Consider the following 25895-nt stretch of genomic DNA (forward strand, 5'->3'; position numbering starts at 1 on the left):
AATTGACAACACAATATTAAGTCGGCTTTATTAGTCTACCAAATTTATAGACTAATATTTTATGTGCATTACACATACATAACCCGCAGGTTACCTTTACTTACTTACTCAGCAGCTTCTCAAACTTTTGTAATTCAGTTAATTCAGCGGCAGACAGTGGTTCATTATTATCCACTTTGGCTTTAAAGAAAAGTACTCTTTTATGCTGGGGAAATTTTTCCAGAATGGTGGTAATCACGGCATCGGCCGCTTCATCTTTTGTATATAAAGGAGTAACAGGCGGTAATACCGATTTTTCTTTGGTATGCTTACGCATAATGATGGCTTCCAGGGTACTCAGCTTATGCTGGGGTACTGTTTCAATACGGCTGGCCTTGCCATATAAACCCTCCAGTTGCTTTTTGCTCAGCCCCCCTCTCTCCCGGTACTGTTGTAAAATACTTTGCACAAAAGCATCGTTGGGCCTTGCAGCCTGTACAGCAACCAATACATCCAGTACAATATCCACCTCGGGCTTTAAACGATGTTTCATAACCACAAAATTAAATAAGTTTTACCCAGTAATCTCCCTCCTGAACAAAACCCATCACTTTTAAAAATTCAATATGCTTACGGTTGGGCATTTGCTGGTACACTATTTTCTGAATGCCCCTGTCCCGCAGGTATTGTTTTTCCTGTTTAAAAATATACCGCCCCACTTTATAATCCCGGAATTTTTCCACCGTGAAATTAATATGCACTATGGCTTCTCCCGCTGGTGTTATGCTGGCGCTGAACATATTGGCAATGGCCATATCCCGCAATACAAAAAAATTAATGCATTGATCGTGTCCGATCTGCTCCCGTTTAAAATGCGGGAAATAATCCTTTATTCCCTTTTCATAATAATCAATAAATTGATGGGCAACCTGGTCATCAGCCCTGAAGGATAACAGGTCAAACTTTTCGCTGTACCGGTAGATGCTCACCAGGTAGTAGATATTAATAGCCAGCAAAATACCATTCGTCAGTAATACAGGTATCGCGCCTAACAATGCCCCGTACACTACAAAAAAGGCACAGCCGGCAGCATTCAGCCACCTGAACTTAAGACTGTTGGTAACCGATAAGGATAATATTAAAAAAAGGGAGGCCGCATAGCCCATCCATTCAGCAAGCATAGTATCGTGTTAATAGTATATAGAAAATAGTATATAGACAAGGATCTAAGAAGTGAGATCTCAGATCTTAGATCTCACTTCTGACTTCTCACTTCTCCCTACACCACCATCAAACTACACCCCCGTATATCACTGTTATCCAGCCGGCCCATTACACGAAAGCGGCCATCGGCTTCCAGTTGTCCCGCATCATCAGTTGCAATAAAACTACAGGAATAAATATTGGCCAGGTCAATAATATTAATGGCCCCGCTGAGCGGTTTTTGTTGTACAGCTGTTGCGGAACGTACGGCCAGTGGGTCTTCCTCTTCCCTTATCAGCACCTGCATCCAGGGCGGACAGCTAAACAGGCCATTGCCTTTACTGTAAGCCTGCGATAATAATTCGGTCATACCATACTCCGCATGTATCGCCGGCAACCCAAATGCCTGCTGCAATATTTCGTGTACCTGCGGACGGATCAGCTCCTCCCGGCGCCCCTTCATACCACCTGTTTCCATCATCACCGTATGTTGCAGGGGTGTGGGATATTGCCGGGCAAAATCCAGCAGGGCAAAAGTCACCCCTATCAGTAATACCTCCTGTCCCCGGCTTTCCAGCTGCAGCAACACCTGTTGCAATTTTTCAAAATCGTACAAATAAAAGCCGCTTTGCGGGTGATCGCTGGCTTTTACCAGCTTATCCACCATGTATACCAGCGATGAGCCCTGCCTTTCCAGGTAAGCCGGTAACAGGCCTATCACGCACCAGTCGCTTGCATTACCATAAAACTGCCGGAATGCCCGGGTAAAACTCTCTTCATACACCAAGGCGTCTTTTACCAGGTGTTTACTGTTAATGCTACCGGTGGTGCCGCTGCTTTCAAATACCAGCTGCGGGGTAAAGCCCGTAGTGGTCACCGCATGGCTTTTAAAGAAACGGATAGGCAAAAAAGGAATGTCCCCGAGCTTTTTCACTTCTCCCGGTTTAACCTGTAACGCATCCACATACTGCCCATAAACCGGGTTATGCTGGTACTGAAAACGGAAAATTTCAAGGCTCAGCGCTTCAAAACCCGCTTCGGTTACGCCAAAAATTTTATCATTCCATTGGCTACTCATCTTCTATCAATATCAAATTATGGGTTATATTTGTTATATACAGTTACAATATGAAGGCAAATTATTATCTATATACATTCCTGCTGGTATTTTTAATAACAGCCTGCAGCAAAGATAAGTTTGAAACCAGGCCCACGTTAGAAGTCAAGGAATATAATACCAAAAACCTGAAACGGGCGGCCGAAGGTGAATCCTACTGGCAGGTAACCTTAAAATACACCGATAAAGAAGGCGATCTGGTGGGCGGCAGCCTGAATGTTACCCAAACCAGGTTAAACCAACGACCCCTCGGTACCGGCGATGTAAACAGGGATTCCATCATCGGCTCCTTTGCCATTGATAATATACAGGACAAACGCACCACCGGTGAACTCTTATTCCGGCTTTCCCATAACTTTCTAAAAGACAGCAGAACTGAGAACGATTCGCTTAAATTCAATATCTGGCTGCTTGACAGGGCACAAAATTCCAGCGACACCCTGGTAACCGATATGATCGTTATTGAAATGTAATTCCTGTTGCTATAAAAAAAATATTCTCTTTTTTTGTCTACAGCAATATTTTTATCTGTTGCTGTGCGGTAATCATGGCCTGGCATAGTATTGCCCTCCTGGCAGCCACACCCCTGCATTCCGGTTTTTATTGCTTCCTTTTCTTCTCCACCCTTACCAGTTATAGTTTTCACTGGTACTTTACCACGGCAGAAGCCCCCTTTACCGGCCGTATGTTATGGCTGCGGCAGCACCAAAAGGTTCACCTGGTACTGTTTTGCCTTAGCCTGGTGGCCACTATTTACTTCTTTACGTTCCTTTTAGCCAGCTGGTTCTGGCTTATCCCGGCCGCAGTTATGACCTTTTTATACTCGGCCCCAAAAATCCCCCTGCCCGCTTTTAAGGAACTGCGCAAAATAGCCATTGGTAAAACAGCCTTCCTGGCTTTTATTTGGACCTATGCCACTACCGCCCTGCCCCTGGTAATAGCGCAACAACCTTTTACAGCCACCATATGGTTCTTCATCTGCAGCAGGTTTTGTTTATTGTATGCCATCTGTATCCTATTCGACTACCGCGACAGGAACTACGATATGGAGAACGGCATCCGCAGCCTCATTACCTGGTTATCGCCCCGTAAGGTATTCCAGCTCTTCCGGCTCTCCCTCATCCTTTGTTTATTATTCACCGGCCTTATGTTTTTTAACGGGTTTTCGCTTATATCCTTTATCATACTTATCGCACCCGTTTTTATCACCGCCGCCTTAAAAAACCGTTCCATCCGGCAACCCACCGACCCGCTTTATTATTTTGTATTAGACGGAGTTATGGCATTTTCGGCAGTTTTATATGCCATTTACAGTCTCTTTTAAGCCTAAACGTCATGTGCATAAAAAATTAAGGTTTTCATAGCTTTTTTAGCATAGAAATTGATGTAACATTGCTTTCAACTTCATGTAAAACGCTTATGCACATAAATTTTTCAAAAATTGTTCATTTCACTCGTTTAATAAAAGCAGGTGGCAGACTTCGTGAGTTTAATTTCCGTAAAGTGACCGTGGATGGTGAGGAGATTTTTAACGCCGATACCGTGGACGACCGCGGTAACAGGATCTTATTCCGTATGCAGAAAAAAGATGGCAAATGGATATTATCCCCTTTACAGATCCTTCCTCAATGGATCACCGAAAACGAGGACAAATTCAATTCCGAAATTGAAATAGGTATCGAAGAAAACTAGGCAGGCCCGGCTGTCCTTACTTTTCCCAAATATTATATAACAGCAATTCAATAATACTGGCCGGTAGCAAGGGTGTAAGCCGTTAAAATTGGTCAGTATTATTTGTTCAATCGGTATAAATTTGCAGTTCACTCATTGCGGTTCATACCATGAAAAAAAATTGGCTCATACTCTCCGTTATTACCTGTTTACTGGTTACAGCCTGTAGCCCTAAAGTACAAAAAACGGGTGCGCCGTCCGCTTCCAATATGGTGGCCGATGGTAAACTATGGTCATCTTTATTCCAGCAAAAATCGGCCGAATACCAGGCGCTCTGTTTGCAGGCTTTTAATATTGCGCAGCTGAGGGTGGACCAGGCCGTGCAGCAACCGCACAATAAACCCCTGGCCATTATTACCGATATTGATGAAACCTTTTTAGATAACAGCCCCTACGCCGTGCACCGCGCCTTACAGGGCAAGGATTATTCTCCGGAAACCTGGAACCAGTGGACCGCCAAAGGCATTGCCGATACCCTAACCGGTGGCTTAGCCTTCTTTAAATATGCCGCCGCTAAAAACATTACCATCTTTTATATCACTAACCGCGACGAACAGGAACGTGCCGGCACCCTGGCCAACCTGCAGCGTTTTGGTTTCCCCAATGCCGATAACCAGCACCTCATACTGCGCCAGGGCTCCAGCAGTAAAGAAAGCCGCCGCCAGCAGGTAGCAAACACCCACGAAATTATTTTGCTCATGGGCGATAACCTGTCCGACTTCAGTCTATTGTTTGATAAACAAAGCACTGCACAAAGAGCCGCCAATGTGCAACAGCTGAAAAACGAATTTGGTAAAAAATTCATCGTATTGCCCAATGCCAACTATGGTGGCTGGGAAGATGCCATATACGGTAACTCGCACAACCTGACACCTGCACAAAAAGATTCGGCTATCAAAGCTAATCTCAGCGGGTATTAACAGGGGCTGTCAGCTGTAGTAACTATCCTCAGCTGCTGTTCCGGCTTTCCGCTGTATACCTCCCGCTGGTCGGTATGCCGCTGCAATCCGGCAGCCCGTCGGCTAAGAGTTGGGAATTATGAATGATAAATGTAAGGGTTGGGCAATTAACAGTTAACCTTTAACGAATAACGTTTAACAATTAACTATCAGTAATGAGTACTAAACTTTCCGTCAATATCAATAAAATAGCAACCCTGCGTAACTCACGTGGCGGCAATAATCCCGATGTAGTGAAAGCAGCCGTTGATGTACAACATTTTGGTGCCGATGGTGTAACGGTACACCCCCGCCCCGATGAACGTCATATCCGTTACAACGATGTACGGGAAATAAAAAAAATAATCACCACCGAATTCAATATTGAAGGCAACTGCTCCGAACAAAAATTTGTTGACCTTGTATTGGAAACCCGCCCCCACCAGGTTACCCTTGTACCCGATGTACTGGGACAGCTTACCTCCGATCATGGCTGGAATACCATTACACATAAAGATTACCTTACCGATATGATACAGGTATTTAAAAATGCCGGTATCCGGGTAAGCATCTTTGTTGATCCTGATCCCGAAATGGTGATCGGGGCTGCCGCCACCGGCACCGACCGGATAGAACTCTACACCGAACAATATGCCCGTCAGTTTGCCGATGGTCAGCAAAAACAAGCCATTGCGCCTTATGTGGCTGCGGCCGAAAAAGCAAGGGAACTGGGAATAGGCCTCAATGCCGGCCACGATCTTGACCTGCACAACCTGGCTTATTTTGCCCAAAACATTCCCTGGCTGGACGAAGTGAGCATTGGTCATGCACTCATTACCGATGCACTCTATTATGGCCTGCAAAACACGGTACAACTATACAAACGTTTACTGGTACCGGCTCCCAAATACTAAAACCTTGTTAACCCTGTTGCCAAAGGCAATAAACGGCAAACCATTTCATCCCATTTTCCGTCTGAAACATAAACCGGTACGTATAATGCAAAAAATTCTACTTATTCTTTTGGTTTCAGCAATCGGTCAATCGGCTTTTAGTCAAAAAGTTGACAGTATTTATTTTCACCTGTATACCGACAGCTTAAAAAAAGGCACCCACAACTATATCAATGTTGATGCTAAACTGTCCAATGGCAGGTGGCAGCCCTTAACCGATAAGGACCTGACATTTACTACCGATTACGGGCATTTTTCAGGTAACGATCTTGTATTACCCGAAAACCCCACTGTTAAAAAAGTAACGGTAAAAGCGGTGCTTAAATCAAACAGCAACTTATGGCTGGAGCGAACTATCTGGATCAAAACCATCCCCAATCCCGAAGTATTACCCACTACCGATGAGGTACTGAAGCCCAAACGCAAAAAGAACTGAGCGTAACTTATTTTTCGTGTAAAACAGTATACATTTCTTACAACTTTCTTTATCAATCATTTAAATAATTAGCCGGGTTCCCTTATCTTTGCGCCCGGCAGGTCTTACACGACCAGCTCCTGCAGAAACTCCCCAGGGCCGGAAGGCAGCAAGGATATGTGGTTGAGCGGTGCGATGTGAGTAGCCTGCCTTTTTTATTTTCTTATTGTTGAGGTAATATTTATTAATTTAGTAATTGCAACCTAACCACTGTTATTACTAATGAACGCCAGTACTTTACAACAACGATTAAAGCATTTTGCTTACCGGATTGTCACCCTAAGCACCGCCCTGCCTAAGAAAAAACATCCCAAATTATTGAAGACCAGTTATTACGTTCCAGTTTTTCTGCCGCCGCCAATTATCGTGCTGCCTGTAAAGCACAATCATATAAAGCCTTTGTAGCCAAACTTAGTATTGCTTTCGAAGAAATTGATGAATCATTATTTTGGCTCGAAACAATTAAAGACCTTAAATTGATACCGGAAGAAAAGTTAGAATTAATTGTAAAAGAAGCGGACGAATTAACCAGAATTTTAGCATCTTCACGTAAAACTTCACAGACCCAAAAATCTTAAATATTATATATTACCTATTAAATAAACATAGTTATGAAATTTTTTATTGACACTGCAAATCTTGCGCAAATTAAAGAAGCTAACGATTTAGGCATATTGGACGGTGTAACTACCAACCCATCCTTAATGGCTAAGGAAGGTATTTCAGGACAGGAAGCTATTATCAATCATTATAAAGCTATTTGTGATATTGTGGATGGCGATATCAGTGCAGAGGTGATCAGCACCGATTTTGATGGCATCATTGCCGAAGGAAAAAAGCTGGCCGCTATCCACCCCAATATCGTGGTAAAAGTACCCATGATCAAAGACGGTATCAAAGCCATTAAATGGTTCACCGATAATGGTATCAGTACCAACTGTACCCTGGTATTCTCTGCAGGCCAGGCTATTTTATGTGCCAAAGCCGGCGCTAAATATGTATCGCCTTTTATTGGCCGTGTAGATGACAGCGGCTGGGATGGTATTCAGCTGGTAGAGCAGATCGCTAATATCTATGCTATCCAGGGCTTTAAAACCCAGGTACTGGCCGCTTCTATCCGTAATGCCAACCATATCATCCGTTGTGCCGAAGTAGGTGCCGATGTTTGTACCTGTCCTTTGGATTCTATTTTAGCTTTATTAAAACACCCGCTTACCGATATCGGCTTAGCCAAGTTTTTGGAAGATGCAAAAAAACTGTAAGCTTACCGCTGCAGCAAGCTATAAAAAACGGCACCAATGGTGCCGTTTTTCTTTATGTATCAGGTGTATCATTTATTATCTGCCGGCTACAGAGTTTACCGTAGCATAACCGATCAACTCATCGGAACGGGCACCAAAAGGACGGAAGTATACCAGCACCATATAAGTGTTCTCGGCCGCCCAGAAATTCCCTTCCAGGTTTTCAGGATTAGCAGCTGCCTTACCCGGTGCTGCCGTTTGTGTTACGTACGAATAATTATAATAACCCTGTTTTAAGAACAAGGTTTTCTCGTACACACCATCCGTCTCATTAAAACTCATTTTATTACTCTCGTTCGTCTGGTACTGTGTCAGCTCTCCAAAAATATATACATCCTTTCCGGGTATGGCCAGCCTGTTGGAAGGCACATAAGTAAAGTGTACATAGGCATAATCGCTTTGCCAGAACGGGTTATTACCATCCTCATTCTCCAAAGTATACAAACCGTTTATATCGTTGAACGAAAAATAAACCTGTTTACTCTGGTCGGCATCGGGTTTTAAATATACCTGTATCTGTCCGTCCACCTTATCATCAATCTTCAGCATCCTGTCTGTTAATAAACGAAAAGTGTTCAGGTAAGCCCAGCGAAACTCTCTACCGGCCGGGAAAGTCAGTCCGTCATCACTGTACTCAAAATAATTACCCCTGAAAATTGTAGGCCTGGTTTGTAATACGGCCTGGTTCCAGTTAAAATTCTGCACCACGGTCAGTTTTATATCCTGTGGCGATAATATATTCACTTTATTATTGGCCGTATTAATGGTAGCCTGCACCCGCTGGTGAGTCTGAAACAACTGCCCGTTCAATGGCTGCTTGATCTGGGCTGCCAGTTGTACCTTGGTATCTATCACTAAAAACCGTTTGGTAAAAGCCAGCTTAGACGTATCGTTGTTCAGAAAAACTTTTAAAATATAATTGCCCGAACGGGTGGGTATGGAGCCGCGTTCCGGGAACGAAGCGGTGTAATGTGTATACTTGGTTTCTGAAATAGAGGAGATACGGTAAGTGCTGATACGGGTGGTCTGGAAACCCTGTATATAATCAAACGGCACTACATTGGCTACAGTCCAGTCGGCATCACATAATACAAAACTGTAAAAATAATTTTTTACATCCCCATCCATATCATCAAAATGCAGTTCCAGTTTATCGGTACCTTTTAAGGTGAGTATAGGATAAGCCACCTGGTTATTGGCCTTGTATAACTTAACGGACCGGATATTATTATGAAAGATCTTATCCGCTGTTTGTGCCTGTACCACATTCACCGCAAACAATAAAACAAGTAACAACAATTTATTCATGCCGGTATTTTAAAGAGGAAACATTCTGTTAAACGCTATAAAAATAAGTATGTTTTTGTTAACGGGCCTTTTGGGTGGATATTTATAATTATAACACCCTTATAACCCGAAAGCGCTTAATTTTGAAGCCAAGACAAATTTTATCAATTGAAGGTTGCAGGTTTCATAGCACACAGAATAGCTTTTAATCAACAACGGTCCATTTCCCGTTTTATTATCCGCCTGTCCATTATTGCAACAATAATAAGTGTGGCGGTAATGATCGTTACCCTGGCCTTTGCCAATGGTTTTCAGCGTACGGTAAGCGAAAAAGTGTTTAGTTTCTGGGGCCATATCCGCATACAGGAAAAACAGCCTTATAAAGCACTCATAGCCGAAGAAATTCCCATTGAAGCCTACCCCGAACTGGTACAGCAGATCAAACAAAACCCCGCGGTAAAAACCGTAGCTCCTTTTGCCACCAAATATGCTATCCTTAAATCCGGGGAAGATATTGAAGGTGTGCTTTTAAAAGGCGTTGATAAGAACTATGACTTTAAAAACCTGGAAGGTTTTATGCAGTCCGGCCGCAGTGTACAGTTCAACGACAGTACCTATAGCCGCGAGATCATGATATCGGCCTATACTGCCGAACAGCTGCACTTAAAGGTAAATGATGGCCTGCTCATCTACTTCATTAAACCCGATGGTAATATCCGCCCTGATAAATTAACCATTACCGGCATTTATAAAACCGGTATAGAGGATTATGATAAAACATTTGCCATTGGTGATCTCAAACTCATTCAACGTTTAAATGAATGGGACCCGGCGCAGATCGGCGGTTATGAAATTTTCACCGACAATTACAAAAAGGCCGAAAAAGTGGCCGATGAAATTTATACCCTTGGTGATTTCCCCGCCACCTGGGAATCGGAAAGTACCAAAACCGTATCCCCCAATATATTTGACTGGCTCAACATGCAGGATACTACCCGTAATGTACTCATCGGCTTTATGGTGGTGGTGGCGATCATTAACCTGATCACCTGTCTTATTATCCTGGTATTGGAAAGGGTGCGTATGATAGGTGTGTTAAAAGCATTGGGCGCTACCGACTGGACCATCCAGAAGATTTTCTTACGCCATTCTTTATTAATAACCATCGTGGGGGTTGCTGCAGGCGCTGTTGCAGGCTTAGGCATCCTGTACTTGCAAATTTATACCGGCTTCATTACGTTGCCCGAAGATGCTTACTACATGGACAAAGCGGCCGTACACATAATCTGGTGGCAGGTAGCCGCGATTTGTATAGCTACTTTACTGGTATGTATGCTCATCCTCATGATCCCCTCGCTTATTGTACGTAAGGTACAGCCGGTAAGGGCTATACAGTTCAGGTAGGGTTGCAATGGACAATTGAGAATTGACAATGGACAGTTGAAAATGGACAATGATATAGCAGATAGTTTACTTGTCTGCTTAAACTATCCGTCTTCCTGACTTCCCGACTTCCGGTCTTTTCTGACTTCTGTCTTTCCGGCTTCTCAACTTCCCAACTTTAAACCAAAAACATTAAACTTTAAACACTCCCTACCCTGTCACATGCGATAAAATAATACCCGTAGCTACCGCGGCATTCAGCGACTCGGCCTGGCCGATACGGGGAATGGTCATGCGGACATTCACCAGGTTCATCACTTCGGGGCTGATTCCCTTTGATTCGTTCCCTATCACTAAAAAACCATTGCCCAGCTTACCAAGATTTTGTACCGGTATACCATCCAGGGCGGCGGCATAAATACGGGTATTGTTATTGGCTTTTAAAAAATCGGGCAGGTCCGTGTAATAAAACCCTACCCTGGCAATACTGCCCATGGTTGATTGTACCACTTTAGGATTATACCTGTCCGCACATTCCTGGCTGCAAACCAGCTGGCGTATGCCAAACCAGTCAGCAATACGGATAATGGTGCCCAGGTTACCAGGGTCCTGTATGGTATCCAGCACCAGGGTCAGCTGCGAGGTATCCACAGCAGGCAATAATGGCTGTTGTGTTACAACGGCCACTACTTTATTGGGAGTGGTTAATTGTGATATTTTTGCTAAAGAAATCTCGTCTACTGCTACTATTTCCACCTGTTCCGATACCCGTTGTACCAGTTGTTCATTGGCTGTAATCCAGTCCTGCAGGGCATATAGGCCGGTTACCGTTAATAATTTTTCCTGTAATATCTCCGCTACCATTTTTGGGCCTTCCACCAGGAAAACACCGGCCTCATCCCTGAATTTTTTATGGCCTAAACTTTGAATATATTTGAGCTTTGATTTAGAGATCATTATTTTAAATTAATCTTATTAACGAACAGGACAAAATTATGCGCTTTCGGCTTTTCCTGAGTATACTGGGGGGCATTATTGCCATATTTATGCTTGATTCGTGTAACGTACTGGAACCTTATGTTAAACACTATCCGCCCAATAAACCCTTTGTTTATAAAACGGATGTAAAGGTAAATGGTAATACCTCGAAAGATAGTTTACAAAACATTACTGCCGAACTGGAAAACCAGTTAGATGACAGCTTACAGGTACGAACAAGCCGTAAATCCCTGGGTGAAGTAATTAACTATCCCTTTGGTGCTTTAATCAAACACCCTTCTTCATTCGACAGCAGCAGCATCAGCAAGTCCATACAGTTTATGAAATACTACCTCAACTCTATAGGTTATTTCACCGATACTATTTCCTTTATCACTACTGTAGATACTGCCCAAAATGACCAGTTCCGTACCCATATAGCATTTGATGTTAAACTGGGTAAACAGGTAAAACTTGATTCGGTGGGATACCTGTTAAAGGATAGCACCTTGCAAAAAATAACTGACCAAAATAAAAAAGACGCACTGATAAAAAAAGGAGTGCCTTTTGCCCAGGGCATCATATCTGCCGAACTGGACCGCCTGGTAACCCTGTACCGCAACAATGGTTACCTGCGGTTTAACCGTGACGACCTCTTTGGTCTATGGGATACGTTGGATGTGTCTTTATTACAACCCAACCTCGATCCCTTTGAACAATTCCAGGCCCTGGAAAAACTGAAAGTGAGAAGGGAAAATCCTACTGCCAACCTGGAAATAAGGCGACATCCCCTGGCCGACAGTACCAAACACTGGCAATACACTATACGGAATATTACTTTATACCCTAACCACTCCCTTGACACGGTAGGTAAAACGCCGCATGTAAGTTTTGTAAAAGGGGTAAAAGTAATACAATACGATTATAAGTTCAAGCCCAGGATATTTCCCGGTTACGTGTATTTAAAAAGCGATAGTTTATTCCGGCAACGCAACTACGACCGTACCATTAACCGCTTTAACGGCCTGGATACCTGGGGCGCTGTAAATATTGAACCTTTCTATAATAAAGGATCTGACACTGTAGATTTTATAATCCGGCTTACCCCTAAAAAGAAATACACTTTCAATACCAACTTTGAAAGCAGTGTTAACCAGAGCACCATATTAGGAAGCCTGTTTGGTGTGGGTATTACGGCCGGTGTGCAAAACCGTAACTTTTTAAAAGGCGCCAATATTACCAATACCAACCTGCGTTACGGCGTGGAGCTCGGCAACCTTAATGAAAAACAATTCATCCAAACACGGCAGGTGAGCCTTACACACCAGATCTATTTTTCCCGTTTCTTAGCACCGGATATCGGTTTTATTAAAGGTATCAAAGAAAGATTCAGAGGAAATATCAGGAGTGTGTTCAGCAGCAGCATTGGTAATACCGAACGTTATAACTTATTTAACCTGGTATCGGTAAACGGTTCATGGGGTTACGAGTTTCAACGCCGCTACCAGCGTAATAACTGGTTACTGAATATTAAGCTGCCCAATATTGAATACTCCAACTTAACCAAGCTTAGTGGTTTAAATGATCTTATTGTTCAAAACCCCAGCCTGGCCAATGTATTTTCGGATGGTTTTATTTCATCTGTTGTAGCCAATTTCACTTTATCGGGTAGCGACAATACCAAAATGAACCGTTTGTTTAAAGTGAATATTGAACAGGCCGGTGTTTTAACCGGGTTAATAAAAAACAAATTCCTGGACTCTAATTTATACCGGTATATTAAAGTGGACCTTGAACTGGCACGCCTGTTTACATTCGGAAAAACATCACTGGTATTACGAGGCTTTGCCGGTGTGGGTTACGAGTTTGATTTTACAGCCGACGAAACCAAGAAATATAACCTGCCCTTCTTCAAACAATATGTGGCCGGAGGCCCCAGCAGTATGCGTGCCTGGCAGTTACGCCGCTTAGGACCAGGATCAACCGTAAAGAGTTTTACCGGTGTAGGCAGTACCCCTGACCGTTTTGGCGATGTACAGATAGAGGCCAATGTGGAATATCGTTTCCCTGTGGCCAAGCCATTTGGTGTACCTGTGAACGGTGCTTTGTTTACAGATATAGGGAATGTCTGGTATTTAAAAAATGCGCCTAACCGCCCGGCAGAGGAAGTGTTTAAGTTTTCCAGGCTGCCGCAGGATATAGCCATTGGCGCCGGTGCAGGCCTGCGGATAGACTTTAGTTTTTTTGTTATACGCTTTGATTATGCCTATAAAATAAAAGACCCGAGCCCTTCCGTGGAGTTCAGCAGTTATAAAAATAAATTCTTTGCTTATCCTTTCTTTAAAGGTGACCAGTTCCAGTTAGGAATAAATTATCCTTTTATATTTTAGTCATTGCATCTACGCTGGCATTGAACTGTTCAATAGTACTGGCATCTTTCAGTTCAAACTCGCCTATGCGGGTTCTGCATAAACTGCTTAAATAAGCACCGCAGCCTAATAACTGCCCCATATCATGGGCCAGGCTGCGTATATAAGTGCCGGTTGAACATACTACCCTGAAATGTACAACAGGCAGTTCAACCTTTACAATCTCAAATGTATGAATGGTTATTTTACGGGGTTCCAGCTTTACCTCTTTACCCTGCCTGGCCAGCTCATATACCCGTACGCCATCTTTTTTAATAGCAGAATGTGCAGGCGGTACCTGCATGATCTCACCGGTTAACTGTCCGGCAGCCTTTTCTATGGCCGTTATATCTATGCCTTCAATGGAACGATGATTTTCCGGTTCGCTTTCCAGGTCATAAGTGGGAGTAGTAGCACCCAGTACAAAAGTGCCGGTGTACTCCTTTTCCTTTGCCATATATTCATTAATACGCTTGGTAAACTTTCCGGTGCATATGATTAAAAGCCCCGTGGCAAGCGGATCCAGGGTACCGGCATGGCCTACTTTTTTTATCCGTATCAGGTTACGTATTTTTCTTACGGCATCAAAGGATGTCCAGTGCAGCGGTTTGTCAATCAATAATACTTTTCCCTCGGTAAACGCTTGCTGAAGCGGTGTTAACGGTTTCACTGTCATAAGCGGCAAAACTACTGCATATAATTGATACGGCGGGTACCCGTTAATCCAGCTTTGCCTTCTTCACCGGCTTAACACCTTTGGAGGCCTCCGTACCGTTGGCTGGTTGTTCAGCCGTTGCATTCTTTTTGTCCCTTTGTTCTTTTGCCTGCCGGCGGCCGTCTATTTTTTGGGAAAGTTTAAGCCGGTGTTTTTCTTCCTCTTCTTTGGAGAGTGAACCACCATTTTCTTCCCGTATTTTTTGAAGCTCCTTTTCTATGGCATTATCCCTTTTATTATCCGTTTCAGTTTTAAAGTTCATGCCCAGGTTATACATTACAAAACTCCAGGTATCTGCCGCTTCAGCAATCTGTTTATCAGTAGGTTTACCGGCGCCATGACCTGCATTGGTTTCAATACGTATCAATACCGGGTTTGTACCAATATGATATTCCTGCAAACGTGCCGCAAATTTAAACGAGTGTGCAGGTACTACCCTGTCATCATGATCGGCAGTAGTAATAAGTGTAGCAGGATAAGTAGTTCCTTTCTTTAAATTATGATAGGGTGAATACTTGTATAAAAATGGGAAATGCCTGGCCGTATCAGAACTGCCATATTCCACTACCCAGCCCCAGCCTACGGTAAACTTATGGTAACGTAACATATCCAGTACACCTACTGCCGGTAAAGCAACAGTAAACAGGTCGGGCCTTTGTACCATAGCGGCGCCTACCAATAGTCCGCCGTTGCTGCCGCCACGTATAGCGATCTTTCCCTGTGAGGTATAATTTAATTTGATCAGCTGTTCAGCCGCGGCAATAAAATCATCAAATACATTTTGTTTCTTTTCCAGCATTCCGGCCTTATGCCAGGCTTCCCCATACTCACTCCCCCCTCTCAAATTCACTACAGCATATATGCCTCCCTGCTCCATAAAGAAAGCATTACTCACACTAAAACCGGGTGTAACAGGCACATTAAACCCGCCATACCCATACAGTAACACCGGGTTACTGCCGTCTTTCACCAGGCCCTTTTTATAGGACAGGAATACCGGCACTTTGGTACCATCCTTACTGGTAATAAATACCTGCTCGGTTGTAAACTGGCTTTCATCCAGTTTAACCTCCGTACGCCTGAATAGTGTAGATACGCCCGATGCAATATTATAACGGTATATAGTTGGCGGTGTGGCAAAAGAAGAATAGGTATAAAATAACTCGGCATCTTCCTTTTCGCCGCTAAAACCGCCTGCACTGCCCACTCCGGGTAATTTTATTTCACGTACCAGTTTGCCATCATAAGTATACTGGTATATTTTTGAAGCCGCATCTTTTAAATAGGACAGGAACATGTATTTACCTGCAGTGCTCACCCCCTGTAAGGCTTCTTTTGTTTCAGGTATAACCGTTTTCCAGTTTTTCTTAGCCGGGTTGGCCGGATCAATTAAAACAACTTTATAATTGGGAGCGCCATCGTTGGTACGCACTAAAATTTTATCGCCGTCATTATCTATTACATCCGGCTCGGTTTTAAAACCCGATATCAGTAATTTAAAGTTTTGCTGTGCTGGTTGTTTCAGGTCCCTGAACCATATTTCCGTACCACTTGTACCTTCACTGATAGTCAGGAATAAAAACCTTTTATCTTCGGATAAACTCACACCATGATAACGCAGGGGATGTTTGGTATCCTCGTATATCAGCTGATCCTCTGTTTGGGCTGTGCCCAGTTTATGGTAAAATACTTTATGGTATTCATTCTTGCCGCTTAACCTGGCGGCTGAATCCGGTTTACTATAAGCACTGTAATAAAAACCATCATCCCCATTCCAGCTGGCCCCGCTGAATTTTGACCACTCAATTTTATCACTCAATATCTTTCTGGTAGCCGTTTCCATTACATATATCTCCTGCCAGTCGCTACCGGCAACTGCTACCGAATAGGCCATATATTTACCGCTTTTGGTAAAGTACACCCCGCCCAATGCCACAATGCCTTCAGTACTTAAAGTATTGGGATTTAAAAACTCCTCAGGCATACCTTCCAGGCCGATCTGCCGGTACATCACTGACTGGTTCTGTAAACCATCATTTTTAAAGAAATAATAATATTCGCCTTTTTTAAAGGGTGAGCCGTATTTAGGATAGTTCCACAGTTCCTCCAGGCGGCTATATACCTGTTTACGGAAAGGGATGGTAGCCAGGTAATCCTGTGTTACGGTATTTTGTTGTGTTACCCAGTTTTTGGTGGCGGCGCTGTTATCATCTTCCAGCCAGCGATAGGGATCTTCAACAATAGTTCCGTGATAATTATCGGTAACAGCTTCTTTCTTCGTTTGGGGATATTTTATTTGTGCCTGCGCACCCAGTACACTACTCATCATAACAATACAAAAAACTTTTTTCATATAGAGTTCTTTTCCTGCTTAAAGATAGGAAAATCAAATTTGGGAATTTGTTAATTTGAATGAGGAATTATGAATGATGAATGAGGAGTTAGAATTAATCATTAATGGTTAGTATTCGTTTTCAGCTTTCCGCTTTAAGCTTTCTGCATTCAGCATTCAGCTTTAAGCTGTTGATTAACGATATACAGCTGAAGGGTGCGACGCAACAGCAGCCCCATCAAGGGAGGGACGATGATAACAAAAAAATATACCTAAAATAAAACCCCTCTTGCGGAGGGGTTAGCTATTTTATTTTTCAAGACTGAAAAGACTATCGACAAATTCGTGTTTATCAAACACCAGGAGGTCTTCCATCTTTTCGCCCACGCCGATAAATTTAACGGGTATTTTAAACTGGTTGGCAATGGCCAATACCACACCACCCTTTGCCGTACCATCTAATTTGGTAATGGCCAGTGCGGTAACATCGGTAGCCGCGGTAAAATGTTTGGCCTGCTCCAGGGCGTTTTGGCCGGTGCTGCCATCCAGTACCAGCAGTACTTCATGCGGTGCGTCGGGAATTACCTTTTGTATAACACGTTTAATTTTACTCAGCTCATCCATTAAATGCGCTTTGTTATGTAAACGGCCTGCGGTATCAATCAATACCACATCGCTTTGTTTGGCCACAGCGCTCTGGGCCGTATCAAAAGCCACGGCAGCAGGATCGCTGCCCATATCCTGTTTTACAATAGGAACGCCTACCCTTTCACTCCAGATGGTGAGCTGGTCCACAGCTGCGGCCCTGAAAGTATCAGCAGCGCCTAATAATACATTTTTACCGGCCTTTTTAAAATTGTAAGCCAGTTTACCAATGGTGGTTGTTTTACCTACCCCGTTCACCCCCACTACTAAAATAATATAGGGTTTGGCAGGCAGGTCGCTGGTAAAAGCATAACTGTTGCTTTCAGGTGCATTTACGAGCAGTTGCTCCATTTCTTCCTGCAACATCTTATTCAACTCGGCACTGCTCAGGTATTTATCCTTGGCTACTCTTTTTTCAATACGGTTAATAATTTCAACCGTGGTTTCAATGCCCACATCGGCACCTACCAGGGCTTCCTCCAGGTTATCCAGCACTTCCTCATCTACCGTACTTTTGCCCGCAATGGCTTTGGTAATTTTTGCAAAAAAACCTTCTTTGGTTTTTTGCAGGCCCTGGTCCAGACTCTCTTTTTCCTTTTTACCGAATAACTTATTAAAAAAACCCATAGTTGTAGTAAATTAATGATGCAGGTACGTAAACAACAAAAGCCATTCGCTAAAAACGAACAGCTTTTAAATATATCACCAACTCAGCATTATTTCTGAGCTAAAAAGTCTTTTACTTTTTCTTTGTGAACGATTTGTTCTTTAAAAGTATAGGCGCCTGTTTTAGGGCTGCGTACGGCTCTAATAACTTTGGTCCAGTTTTTAGATTCTGCTGCTGCTTTAGCGTCTTTTACTTTAGCGTTCTTTGAAGCTGCTTTTGCCATTGTAAATTATTTGAAAAGTTATGTCAGGAAGTATTGCTGCGTGAACAACAACCTGCCTTGCTTAATTATTTAATTTCTTTGTGAACAGTCACTTTTTTCAGGATAGGGTTAAATTTCTTTAACTCTAAACGCTCAGGGTTGTTCTTTTTGTTTTTTACCGTGATATAACGACTGGTGCCAGGCTGACCACTTGTTTTGTGCTCAGTGCATTCCAATATAACTTGTACACGGTTTCCTTTCTTTGCCATTGTTGTTTATTTGAAAAGGTGAGAATTTGGTTTCCGGTCTTACAACCGGACTACAAATCAAACTTATATTTTTTCTCCTTTAGCTCTTAAGTCTTTTACCACATTATACAAACCTTGTTTGTTAATGGTACGCATTGCGTCGGTAGTTAACTTAAGGGTGATCCATTTGTCTTCTTCAACAAGGTAAAACCTCTTTTTTTGCAAATTGGGCAAAAAACGACGTTTTGTTTTAATATTTGAGTGGGAAACCTTGTTTCCACCTATCGGGGTTTTACCTGTAACCTGACATACTCTTGCCATGACTGTTCTAAATTTTGGACGGCGAAGGTAGGGATATTTTATGGAAAAGATGGCATTCGTGAAGAAAAAATCACTCTTTTTTTAAAAAAGCCAGGCAAATGTACTGATTTAGAGTCGTTAAGGCTAAAAACCGGCATAAAAAGCCCGTTCGAGGCTCCTGGCCGGCTACTGGTTTTCCACCCTTTGTATCTCATCGGCTGCCGATCCGGAGGAAGTACGGGCCGGTTTGAACAGTTTGCCAAATTTATAGGTAAATGATAAAGTAGCTACCCGGGTATCGTACTGTATGGTAAAAAACTCGTCCGACCGGTTAAAATAGGTATTGCCCTGCATACGCTGGGTATAAAAAATATCCCGGAATGAGAACCTGATATTGCCTTTATCCTTCAATACCTGTTTGGAAATGCCCAGCGATACCTGCCCGTTAGGGTCCAGCACTTCCTGCAGGTCGTTCTGGCTGCGGCTGATATAAAAACCGCTCAGCTCCGCCGCCCAGCCCTTTTTAAAGTTAAACTGGCTGCTCAGGTTAAACTGTACCTGGTTAATGGTGGGGTTATATTCAGTATTTTGTACCCTGCCTCTGATCTCCTTGTAATTATAGTTTACTTCGGCTACTGCAAACCACCATGGCCGGATATCTTTTTGCAGGCTGACAGAAACACCGATATTATACATACGGCCAATATTACCATCCGTGTATACCACAATACCGGTAACGGGATCCAGTGTAAACACCTGCGAAAAATAATCGTGGGTATAATTATAACTCACCGATGTATTTAAAAAGCTCTTGAACAAATGCGCCAGCTCCATATTCCAGGTATATTGCGGTACCAGGTAAGGATTACCGCTCTGGTACGTATACTTGTTAATGATGTATAAAAACGGGTTCAGTTTCTGGAACGCAGGGCGGTCAATACGGCGTCCGGCACGGAAGGTAAAAGAGTTAAGTGTATCGGCTTCATAAGTAACAAAAGCTGTCGGGAACAGGCTGTTATATTTACGGGAAAAAGAAGAATCCAGGCTGACACCATTGCCCAACTGGTTGGCGTTATAATCAGTAAACTCGTACCTTAATCCTCCCTGGAGGTTCCATTTGCCGGTTTGTTTTTGTATACTGGTGTACGCAGCATGAATATTTTCGTCATATAAAAAATGGTTACTGCGGCCCAGGTCATCCTGCCATACATTATTGTTATTGGTGTAAAAACTGGATTGGTTATCCGTTTTTATAATGGAAGACTTCCATCCTGTTTCCCAAACCAGGTTATTACGCGAATAAATGTAATCGGCCTTCGCAGAATAGATGGTTATATTGGAGGGGATATCTGCACGGGCCTGATCGGGGTTGGCCATGCTAATGGGTATGGTTTTACGGTTAATAAAATACTGTGTACCAAACAGGTCATAGCCTATTGCATCAGCATCAATGGAAAGTTCATGGTACTCATTAAATTTATGACGCATATACAGGTTCACACTGCCCTGTCTTTGCCGGTTGGTATTGCGGCTGTTGGTGGCTATCACCGAATCGCGGACCATACTACCGTTGTACCATACCGCCTCACTGCGGCCATTGTTGGTGCGGTAACCATACATGCCCGATATAGTAGCGCCAATATTGGTTTGCCCGGATAATTTATAATCGATCCCCGTTGACACGCGGTGATTTTTATGATCAGCAGTGGTATAAAAAGGCTGCTCTACCTGTAATAAAACGGCATCATTGGCATCGTAATACTTACGGTGTGCATACAGGTCGGTAAAGCTTTTGTTGGCATTAAAACCATAAGTAAGAAACAGGTATAACTTGTTTTTCCTGAAATTGAGTTGCAGGTTATTGTTATTCTTATGATACTTCCCCTGTCCGTAACTGGCATTCACACTACCGTTAAAACCCACCTGTTTGATCCGTTTGGTAACAATATTAATAATACCGGCATTACCTGCCGCATCGTACCGCGCCGGGGGATTTTCCATCAGTTCCAGCTTTTCAATAGTAGCCGCATTAATACCGCTTAATAACTGCTGCAGCTCCTGCCCCGTTACCTGTACCGGCTTTCCGTCCATCATGATCAGGACCGAAGGCCTGCCTTTCAGGCTGATATTGCCGGAGCGATCCACAAATACACCTGGAGAACGCTCCAGTACTTCCAAAATAGAAGAACCGCTGCTTAATATGGAAGCCTCCACATTCACCACCGTTTTATCGGGCAGCATCTGTATCAGCGGCAACTTGGCCGTTACTTCAACATGTTCGAGGGTATTATCTTTATAAAACAGGGTAACACTAAAGGAGTTACTGTTCGGACTGATGTATAACCGGGTATAGATACTGATAAAACCCAGGGCCGACACTTTAAATAATACAGTGCCTTCTGCTGCTATATCAAAGCCTGTCTCACCATTATCGCCGGTGACCTTAATTTTATTAACGGTTGAATCGGCATGTAATAAAGAAACCGTGGCACCCGCTATACCATGCTCCGTGGAATCGGCTACTTTTATGGTGATATGTTTGGGAAAATGTGGTTGCTGGCCGTACAGAAAACTGGAGGCTATGAGTAAAAAAATAAGCAGTAATGGTCTAATGTACTGGGTACGCAACATGCAGCTAAATTGGCCAACAAGATAAAAAAGAATGCGACTAGTACACAAATTTTGTGGATTTAAAACGCAAAACAGCGCAAAAAAATCCTAACATATTAAAAGTCAGGATAATACAAAATAGTAATTTTACTAGTATTGTTTACAAAAAGACACAAAAAATATACGCCGTACATATCCTCCTGAAAGAAAATCTTACATTTTTCCTGCAGGCATTGGAAGGGAACCATTCTTGTCACATAGTTATTGTGCTGAAAAATGAAAGTCACTGCCCGGCCCGTCATTCTTTAACCGGGTTATTTTTCCCTTACATGGTTAACTCCTCCCAGGCCCCATGCAACTCACCGTAAGCATGCCGGTCATTTAACTTTTGGGCAACGGCCATTCCTTTCTCATACGTTAAAATAGCCTGGTCCACCTCGCCGGTTTTTTCCTGCAGTTTAGCCAGGTGGTAATAACTGCCCACATAATCGGGGTTAACAGCCAGCAGGTTTTCAAAAATAGTTATTGCCTGCTCATCCTGCGCCAATTTGATATATTCAAGGGCCAATGCATGCTGTAAAAAAGCATCATTCGCATTATCCTGCAACATGGCCAATAGTTTTTCAACCCTGCTCATAACTTCAAAAAAAATTCCTTATTTAATAATCATTGAACTAACACAACCCTTATCTTTGTTTAGTTGCATAAACAACCTTTTTAAACTTTCCCAGGTTTTGTATAAAAGCAAATAACGGAATAAAACAAGTTGTATGAAAATATTAGTTTGTATTAGTAAAACGCCTGACACAACGGCAAAAATTGCTTTCACCGACAGTAACACAAAATTTGATACCAATGGTGTACAATGGATCATCAATCCATCGGACGAATGGTATGCCCTGGTGCGTGCGGTAGAATTAAAAGAAAAAGACCCTGCAACGGTGCTGCACCTCATTACTGTAGGCCAGGCAGATGCCGATCCTATTATACGTAAAGCGCTGGCATTGGGTGGCGATGAGGCCATTCGTGTAAATGCTGACAGCCATGACAGCTATTATATTGCTTCACAAATTGCGGCAGTAGCCAAAGAAGGTGGTTATGACCTGGTGTTTACCGGTAAAGAGACGATCGACTACAACGGTTCATCCATTGGCGGCATGGTAGCGGAATTACTGGACCTTCCTTATATTGCTTTAGCTACAAAATTTGAATTAAATGGCACGCAGGCTACCATCTCCCGTGAAATAGAAGGCGGTGAAGAAGTAGCAGAAGTAACCTTACCATTGGTACTGAGTGCGTCAAAAGGTTTGGCCGAGCAGCGCATACCTAACATGAAAGGTATTATGGGCGCCCGCACAAAACCCTTGAAAGTGGTGGAACCGGTTGCGGTTGATACGCTTACCACCATTGCCAGCTTTGGTTTACCTCCTGCAAAAGCCGGTGTAAAGCTGGTGGATGCAGATAATGTAGAAGAACTGGTACGTTTATTACACGAAGAGGCAAAAGCGATTTAACCCGCACCATTATTCACCCTTTTTAACACTACAATCATGAGCGTTTTAATATTTATAGATCACGCAGAAGGACAAATAAAAAAAGCTTCCCTGGAAGCCATCAGCTATGGTGTAAAAATAGCACAGCAAAACGGCACAACTGCCGAAGGTATTGTACTGGGTAATGTAACCGAAGACCTGGCCGCATTAGGTAAGTATGGCGTACAAAAAATACACCATGCCGCCGATGCCGCGCTGGACCACCTGGATGCACAGCAGTACACCGCCGCTATAGCCCAATTAGCGCAAAGCATTAATGCAGATGTAATTGTTTTCTCCAATAATACAACGGGTAAAGCCATTGCACCCCGTTTATCGGCTAAACTGAAAGCAGGATTGGTATCCGGCGCTGTAGCTTTACCCGATACGGCAAATGGATTTACGGTTAAGAAAAACGTTTTTTCCGGTAAGGCTTTTGCCAATATCAGCATTACCACAGCCGTAAAAATTATTGCGCTTAGCCCCAATGCCTATAAAATTGAAGAGACCGGCGGCAGTGCGGAGGTAGTAGCCTATGCGCCTACCCTGTCGGCTTCAAAAGTAAAACTGGTAAGCACCACCAAAGCATCCGGCGAAATACCATTGGCCGAGGCTGAAATAGTGGTAAGTGGCGGCCGTGGATTAAAAGGACCGGAAAACTGGGGTATTGTAGAAGACTTGGCCAAAGCATTACATGCAGGTTTAGCCTGCAGCCGCCCGGTGGCCGATGCACACTGGCGTCCGCATAACGAACACGTAGGCCAGACCGGCGGGGCCATTGCCCCCAACCTCTATATTGCCATAGGCATATCAGGTGCTATTCAACACCTGGCCGGTGTAAACCGCAGTAAGGTGATTGTGGTAATTAATAAAGATGCGGAAGCACCTTTCTTTAAAGCAGCAGATTATGGCATTGTAGGTGATGCTTTTGAAGTAGTACCTAAACTGACTGCTGCCATCAATAAACTAAAAGGAGCATAAACCCTTCGCTCCCCTTATCATACCATGTCCGCCAACCTAAACGTTGGCGGACTTTTTTTGCCCTGTTACAAAACCGCCTGCACCCACGCTTTATTCATCATTCATAATTCCACATTCATAACTCATAAAACGGCCCCGGGACCTTAAACTGTAAACCCAAAACCTTAAACGGGCTCCCGGCCCCTAACTTTATTAAAACAGGCTATGTTTTTTTAGGTAAAAACATTAGTTTCGTGTTCCTAATTATGAAGAGAATAGAATTGGAAATAGTGGCTTTATCACATAGTATTACGCAAACACATTCGTATGCGGTAGTGCTGGGTGAGATAAACGGATTAAGAAGATTGCCCATCGTAATTGGTGCCTTTGAAGCACAGGCTATTGCTGTTGCCCTGGAAAAAATGCAACCCAGCCGGCCCCTGACCCATGACCTGATGAAAAATTTCCTGCAGGCCTTTAATATTGAACTGCACGAAATTATTATCTGTGATCTGCAGGAAGGTATTTTCTTCTCCAAGCTGATCTGCTCATCGGCCAACGACACTATTGAAATTGATTCCCGTACCTCCGATGCCCTGGCCCTGGCCGTACGTTTCGGATGCCCCATTTATACATATGAGAACATCCTGGAAAATGCGGGTATCTTAATGGACGAAACAGGCTCCGAGCAAGGCAAAAAAGCTGAAGAGGAAAGCTTTGAAGAAAGCAGTGAGCCCGCAGCAGATGAAAACCTGAAAAACCTGACACTCGAAGAATTAAATCAACTTTTAAACGAAGTATTAGAGAACGAAGACTACATAAAAGCCATTACGATCCGCGACGAGATCAATAGCCGTAAAAAGAAATAAAATCCACCGTATAACGATCACTGATTTACATTATCCTAAAACCAATATCAATCGTGATTCTATTTTCAAATTGTAAAATCAATTTAGGGTTACATATCACAGGAAAACGAACAGATGCTTACCACGATATAGAAACAATTTTTTTCCCTGTTCCTGTTCATGATGTACTGGAAATAATGACCGGCTCCGACAGCAGAAGCGGGGGCTCCGTAAACCTGAGCCTGACAGGTATACCTATACCCGGTACCATTACCGGTAACCTGATTGTAGTAGCCTATAAGCTGCTGAAAAAAGACTTTCCCCTTTTACCACCCGTACATTTTCATTTACATAAAATGATACCGCCTGGTGCCGGTTTAGGTGCAGGCAGTGCCAACGGTGCTTTTGCCTTAAAAGGGTTAAACGATAAATATGAACTGGGATTAAGCGAGCAGCAATTAATAGACTATGCCGCACAGATAGGCAGCGATACCTCCTTTTTTATTGTGAACGAGCCCTGTTATGCAACAGGCCGCGGTGAAGTACTGGAGCGGATAAAACTGGACCTGTCCGATTACAAACTAGTTATTGTTAATCCCGGCATTGAAATATCCACCGCATGGGCATTTACTTATGTCATACCCATGCAACCAGAGCGATCATTAAAAGCCATCATTCAACAGCCGGTCAGCACCTGGCGTAAGGAGTTGTATAATGATTTTGAATCGACCGTTTTCCGCAGCTACCCGCAGATTGAAAGTTTAAAAAAGGAACTCTATGATGCAGGGGCCGAGTATGCCTCTATGAGTGGCTCGGGCAGTACGGTATACGGCCTTTTCCCCAAAGATGCCAACCCCGTTTTTAATTTCCCCACCAACTATTTTCAAAAAACCGTTTCACTGGGGACTGCTACCATTTAATATCGTACCTTTGCCGTAATAATTATTGTACTATTACCTCAATAGCTACCATACCATTGTTTTTAAGTAACAACTTAGACCTGCTCAATCACTGAGTAGTGTGCTTACATGGTGAATGATCATTCACCATACCCGTTCCTTTTACACGTTTCTTTCACTTTTA

27 protein-coding genes and 1 other RNA gene are annotated in these 25895 nt (G+C 43.2%); 15 read left to right on the plus strand and 13 right to left on the minus strand.

Annotation, left to right across the window (positions count from 1 at the left end; all coding sequences use genetic code 11):
- Positions 1-100: 100 nt before the first annotated feature.
- The 3 genes from ACFS6H_RS19235 to ACFS6H_RS19245 form a co-directional block, all read right to left on the minus strand.
- On the minus strand, positions 101-532 hold the full coding sequence (locus ACFS6H_RS19235) for a hypothetical protein (protein ID WP_386102993.1): 432 nt from the start codon (positions 530-532) through the stop codon (positions 101-103).
- A 10-nt stretch (positions 533-542) separates the two neighbouring features.
- Positions 543-1160 carry a hypothetical protein gene (locus ACFS6H_RS19240; RefSeq protein WP_386102996.1) on the minus strand — a complete coding sequence of 206 codons (618 nt, stop codon included), beginning with the start codon at positions 1158-1160 and terminating at the stop codon, positions 543-545.
- A 98-nt stretch (positions 1161-1258) separates the two neighbouring features.
- Positions 1259-2260, minus strand: a complete 1002-nt coding sequence (locus ACFS6H_RS19245; RefSeq protein ID WP_386102999.1) for a LuxE/PaaK family acyltransferase — start codon at positions 2258-2260, stop codon at positions 1259-1261.
- Positions 2261-2310: 50 nt separating this feature from the next.
- On the opposite strand from ACFS6H_RS19245, the gene ACFS6H_RS19250 reads away from it, so the two are divergent.
- From ACFS6H_RS19250 to fsa, 9 genes are all read left to right on the plus strand, one after another.
- On the plus strand, positions 2311-2772 hold the full coding sequence (locus tag ACFS6H_RS19250; RefSeq protein ID WP_386103002.1) for a hypothetical protein: 462 nt from the start codon (positions 2311-2313) through the stop codon (positions 2770-2772).
- A gap of 74 nt (positions 2773-2846) precedes the next feature.
- A complete protein-coding gene (locus ACFS6H_RS19255) occupies positions 2847-3623 on the plus strand; it encodes a hypothetical protein (protein ID WP_386103005.1) in 777 nt (258 codons plus the stop codon).
- A gap of 95 nt (positions 3624-3718) precedes the next feature.
- Entirely contained in the window at positions 3719-3991 is a 273-nt protein-coding gene (locus tag ACFS6H_RS19260) for a hypothetical protein (RefSeq protein WP_386103008.1), read from the plus strand.
- A 149-nt stretch (positions 3992-4140) separates the two neighbouring features.
- Positions 4141-4950 carry a 5'-nucleotidase, lipoprotein e(P4) family gene (locus ACFS6H_RS19265; RefSeq protein WP_386103011.1) on the plus strand — a complete coding sequence of 270 codons (810 nt, stop codon included), beginning with the start codon at positions 4141-4143 and terminating at the stop codon, positions 4948-4950.
- Positions 4951-5144: 194 nt separating this feature from the next.
- Complete coding sequence (locus ACFS6H_RS19270) at positions 5145-5882, plus strand: pyridoxine 5'-phosphate synthase (protein ID WP_386103014.1); 738 nt, start codon at positions 5145-5147, stop codon at positions 5880-5882.
- An 85-nt stretch (positions 5883-5967) separates the two neighbouring features.
- Positions 5968-6357 carry a hypothetical protein gene (locus tag ACFS6H_RS19275; protein WP_386103017.1) on the plus strand — a complete coding sequence of 130 codons (390 nt, stop codon included), beginning with the start codon at positions 5968-5970 and terminating at the stop codon, positions 6355-6357.
- A 95-nt stretch (positions 6358-6452) separates the two neighbouring features.
- Positions 6453-6551, plus strand: an RNA gene (gene ffs, locus ACFS6H_RS19280) — signal recognition particle sRNA small type.
- A gap of 162 nt (positions 6552-6713) precedes the next feature.
- Positions 6714-6974: a four helix bundle protein gene (locus tag ACFS6H_RS19285; RefSeq protein ID WP_386103593.1), complete on the plus strand. Its 261-nt coding sequence runs from the start codon at positions 6714-6716 to the stop codon at positions 6972-6974.
- Positions 6975-7007: 33 nt separating this feature from the next.
- On the plus strand, positions 7008-7658 hold the full coding sequence (gene fsa / locus ACFS6H_RS19290) for a fructose-6-phosphate aldolase (protein ID WP_386103020.1): 651 nt from the start codon (positions 7008-7010) through the stop codon (positions 7656-7658).
- A gap of 75 nt (positions 7659-7733) precedes the next feature.
- Here the strand turns inward: fsa and ACFS6H_RS19295 are convergent, their stop codons facing one another.
- On the minus strand, positions 7734-9005 hold the full coding sequence (locus tag ACFS6H_RS19295) for a type IX secretion system plug protein (protein WP_386103023.1): 1272 nt from the start codon (positions 9003-9005) through the stop codon (positions 7734-7736).
- A 147-nt stretch (positions 9006-9152) separates the two neighbouring features.
- On the opposite strand from ACFS6H_RS19295, the gene ACFS6H_RS19300 reads away from it, so the two are divergent.
- Positions 9153-10388 (plus strand): ABC transporter permease, encoded by a 1236-nt coding sequence (locus ACFS6H_RS19300; protein WP_386103026.1) that lies wholly within the window; start codon positions 9153-9155, stop codon positions 10386-10388.
- Positions 10389-10577: 189 nt separating this feature from the next.
- Here the strand turns inward: ACFS6H_RS19300 and ACFS6H_RS19305 are convergent, their stop codons facing one another.
- A complete protein-coding gene (locus tag ACFS6H_RS19305) occupies positions 10578-11324 on the minus strand; it encodes a TrmH family RNA methyltransferase (protein ID WP_386103029.1) in 747 nt (248 codons plus the stop codon).
- Between the two features lie 38 nt (positions 11325-11362).
- Here ACFS6H_RS19305 and ACFS6H_RS19310 point away from each other — a divergent pair, with 38 nt between their 5' ends.
- Positions 11363-13735: a BamA/TamA family outer membrane protein gene (locus ACFS6H_RS19310; protein ID WP_386103032.1), complete on the plus strand. Its 2373-nt coding sequence runs from the start codon at positions 11363-11365 to the stop codon at positions 13733-13735.
- On the opposite strand, the gene truB is transcribed toward ACFS6H_RS19310, so the two are convergent.
- From truB to ACFS6H_RS19350, 8 genes are all read right to left on the minus strand, one after another.
- Positions 13725-14429 carry a tRNA pseudouridine(55) synthase TruB gene (gene truB, locus ACFS6H_RS19315; RefSeq protein ID WP_386103035.1) on the minus strand — a complete coding sequence of 235 codons (705 nt, stop codon included), beginning with the start codon at positions 14427-14429 and terminating at the stop codon, positions 13725-13727. The genes ACFS6H_RS19310 and truB overlap by 11 nt on opposite strands.
- 43 nt (positions 14430-14472) lie before the next feature.
- Entirely contained in the window at positions 14473-16821 is a 2349-nt protein-coding gene (locus ACFS6H_RS19320) for a prolyl oligopeptidase family serine peptidase (RefSeq protein WP_386103038.1), read from the minus strand.
- A gap of 288 nt (positions 16822-17109) precedes the next feature.
- Positions 17110-18072, minus strand: coding sequence for a signal recognition particle-docking protein FtsY (gene ftsY, locus ACFS6H_RS19325; protein ID WP_386103041.1), 963 nt, complete (start codon positions 18070-18072; stop codon positions 17110-17112).
- Between the two features lie 89 nt (positions 18073-18161).
- Positions 18162-18335 carry a DUF4295 domain-containing protein gene (locus ACFS6H_RS19330; protein WP_240827089.1) on the minus strand — a complete coding sequence of 58 codons (174 nt, stop codon included), beginning with the start codon at positions 18333-18335 and terminating at the stop codon, positions 18162-18164.
- Between the two features lie 65 nt (positions 18336-18400).
- Positions 18401-18583 carry a 50S ribosomal protein L33 gene (rpmG, locus tag ACFS6H_RS19335; RefSeq protein ID WP_038102283.1) on the minus strand — a complete coding sequence of 61 codons (183 nt, stop codon included), beginning with the start codon at positions 18581-18583 and terminating at the stop codon, positions 18401-18403.
- Positions 18584-18646: 63 nt separating this feature from the next.
- Positions 18647-18883 carry a 50S ribosomal protein L28 gene (gene rpmB, locus ACFS6H_RS19340; RefSeq protein WP_386103046.1) on the minus strand — a complete coding sequence of 79 codons (237 nt, stop codon included), beginning with the start codon at positions 18881-18883 and terminating at the stop codon, positions 18647-18649.
- A gap of 165 nt (positions 18884-19048) precedes the next feature.
- Entirely contained in the window at positions 19049-21493 is a 2445-nt protein-coding gene (locus ACFS6H_RS19345) for an outer membrane beta-barrel protein (RefSeq protein ID WP_386103049.1), read from the minus strand.
- 304 nt (positions 21494-21797) lie between these two features.
- Positions 21798-22109, minus strand: coding sequence for a tetratricopeptide repeat protein (locus ACFS6H_RS19350; protein ID WP_386103052.1), 312 nt, complete (start codon positions 22107-22109; stop codon positions 21798-21800).
- Positions 22110-22242: 133 nt separating this feature from the next.
- Here ACFS6H_RS19350 and ACFS6H_RS19355 point away from each other — a divergent pair, with 133 nt between their 5' ends.
- From ACFS6H_RS19355 to ispE, 4 genes are all read left to right on the plus strand, one after another.
- Positions 22243-22986: an electron transfer flavoprotein subunit beta/FixA family protein gene (locus ACFS6H_RS19355; RefSeq protein WP_386103055.1), complete on the plus strand. Its 744-nt coding sequence runs from the start codon at positions 22243-22245 to the stop codon at positions 22984-22986.
- 36 nt (positions 22987-23022) lie between these two features.
- Entirely contained in the window at positions 23023-23985 is a 963-nt protein-coding gene (locus tag ACFS6H_RS19360) for an electron transfer flavoprotein subunit alpha/FixB family protein (RefSeq protein ID WP_386103058.1), read from the plus strand.
- 245 nt (positions 23986-24230) lie between these two features.
- A complete protein-coding gene (locus ACFS6H_RS19365) occupies positions 24231-24833 on the plus strand; it encodes a bifunctional nuclease family protein (protein ID WP_386103061.1) in 603 nt (200 codons plus the stop codon).
- Positions 24834-24886: 53 nt separating this feature from the next.
- Entirely contained in the window at positions 24887-25732 is an 846-nt protein-coding gene (gene ispE, locus ACFS6H_RS19370) for a 4-(cytidine 5'-diphospho)-2-C-methyl-D-erythritol kinase (RefSeq protein ID WP_386103064.1), read from the plus strand.
- Positions 25733-25895: the final 163 nt, after the last annotated feature.

The sequence above is a fragment of the Terrimonas rubra genome (genome assembly GCF_042686025.1).
In the GTDB taxonomy this organism is placed as follows: Bacteria; Bacteroidota; Bacteroidia; order Chitinophagales; family Chitinophagaceae; genus Terrimonas; species Terrimonas rubra.

What these genes read in the sequence shown, in the direction of transcription:
- ACFS6H_RS19235 (WP_386102993.1), bottom strand. Translation starts at nt 532, where the DNA reads ATGAAACATCGTTTAAAGCCCGAGGTGGATATTGTACTGGATGTATTG.
- ACFS6H_RS19240 (WP_386102996.1), bottom strand. Translation starts at nt 1,160, where the DNA reads ATGCTTGCTGAATGGATGGGCTATGCGGCCTCCCTTTTTTTAATATTA.
- ACFS6H_RS19245 (WP_386102999.1), bottom strand. Translation starts at nt 2,260, where the DNA reads ATGAGTAGCCAATGGAATGATAAAATTTTTGGCGTAACCGAAGCGGGT.
- ACFS6H_RS19250 (WP_386103002.1), top strand. Translation starts at nt 2,311, where the DNA reads ATGAAGGCAAATTATTATCTATATACATTCCTGCTGGTATTTTTAATA.
- ACFS6H_RS19255 (WP_386103005.1), top strand. Translation starts at nt 2,847, where the DNA reads ATGGCCTGGCATAGTATTGCCCTCCTGGCAGCCACACCCCTGCATTCC.
- ACFS6H_RS19260 (WP_386103008.1), top strand. Translation starts at nt 3,719, where the DNA reads ATGCACATAAATTTTTCAAAAATTGTTCATTTCACTCGTTTAATAAAA.
- ACFS6H_RS19265 (WP_386103011.1), top strand. Translation starts at nt 4,141, where the DNA reads ATGAAAAAAAATTGGCTCATACTCTCCGTTATTACCTGTTTACTGGTT.
- ACFS6H_RS19270 (WP_386103014.1), top strand. Translation starts at nt 5,145, where the DNA reads ATGAGTACTAAACTTTCCGTCAATATCAATAAAATAGCAACCCTGCGT.
- ACFS6H_RS19275 (WP_386103017.1), top strand. Translation starts at nt 5,968, where the DNA reads ATGCAAAAAATTCTACTTATTCTTTTGGTTTCAGCAATCGGTCAATCG.
- fsa (WP_386103020.1), top strand. Translation starts at nt 7,008, where the DNA reads ATGAAATTTTTTATTGACACTGCAAATCTTGCGCAAATTAAAGAAGCT.
- ACFS6H_RS19295 (WP_386103023.1), bottom strand. Translation starts at nt 9,005, where the DNA reads ATGAATAAATTGTTGTTACTTGTTTTATTGTTTGCGGTGAATGTGGTA.
- ACFS6H_RS19305 (WP_386103029.1), bottom strand. Translation starts at nt 11,324, where the DNA reads ATGATCTCTAAATCAAAGCTCAAATATATTCAAAGTTTAGGCCATAAA.
- ACFS6H_RS19310 (WP_386103032.1), top strand. Translation starts at nt 11,363, where the DNA reads ATGCGCTTTCGGCTTTTCCTGAGTATACTGGGGGGCATTATTGCCATA.
- truB (WP_386103035.1), bottom strand. Translation starts at nt 14,429, where the DNA reads ATGACAGTGAAACCGTTAACACCGCTTCAGCAAGCGTTTACCGAGGGA.
- ACFS6H_RS19320 (WP_386103038.1), bottom strand. Translation starts at nt 16,821, where the DNA reads ATGAAAAAAGTTTTTTGTATTGTTATGATGAGTAGTGTACTGGGTGCG.
- ftsY (WP_386103041.1), bottom strand. Translation starts at nt 18,072, where the DNA reads ATGGGTTTTTTTAATAAGTTATTCGGTAAAAAGGAAAAAGAGAGTCTG.
- ACFS6H_RS19330 (WP_240827089.1), bottom strand. Translation starts at nt 18,335, where the DNA reads ATGGCAAAAGCAGCTTCAAAGAACGCTAAAGTAAAAGACGCTAAAGCA.
- rpmG (WP_038102283.1), bottom strand. Translation starts at nt 18,583, where the DNA reads ATGGCAAAGAAAGGAAACCGTGTACAAGTTATATTGGAATGCACTGAG.
- rpmB (WP_386103046.1), bottom strand. Translation starts at nt 18,883, where the DNA reads ATGGCAAGAGTATGTCAGGTTACAGGTAAAACCCCGATAGGTGGAAAC.
- ACFS6H_RS19345 (WP_386103049.1), bottom strand. Translation starts at nt 21,493, where the DNA reads ATGTTGCGTACCCAGTACATTAGACCATTACTGCTTATTTTTTTACTC.
- ACFS6H_RS19350 (WP_386103052.1), bottom strand. Translation starts at nt 22,109, where the DNA reads ATGAGCAGGGTTGAAAAACTATTGGCCATGTTGCAGGATAATGCGAAT.
- ACFS6H_RS19355 (WP_386103055.1), top strand. Translation starts at nt 22,243, where the DNA reads ATGAAAATATTAGTTTGTATTAGTAAAACGCCTGACACAACGGCAAAA.
- ACFS6H_RS19360 (WP_386103058.1), top strand. Translation starts at nt 23,023, where the DNA reads ATGAGCGTTTTAATATTTATAGATCACGCAGAAGGACAAATAAAAAAA.
- ACFS6H_RS19365 (WP_386103061.1), top strand. Translation starts at nt 24,231, where the DNA reads ATGAAGAGAATAGAATTGGAAATAGTGGCTTTATCACATAGTATTACG.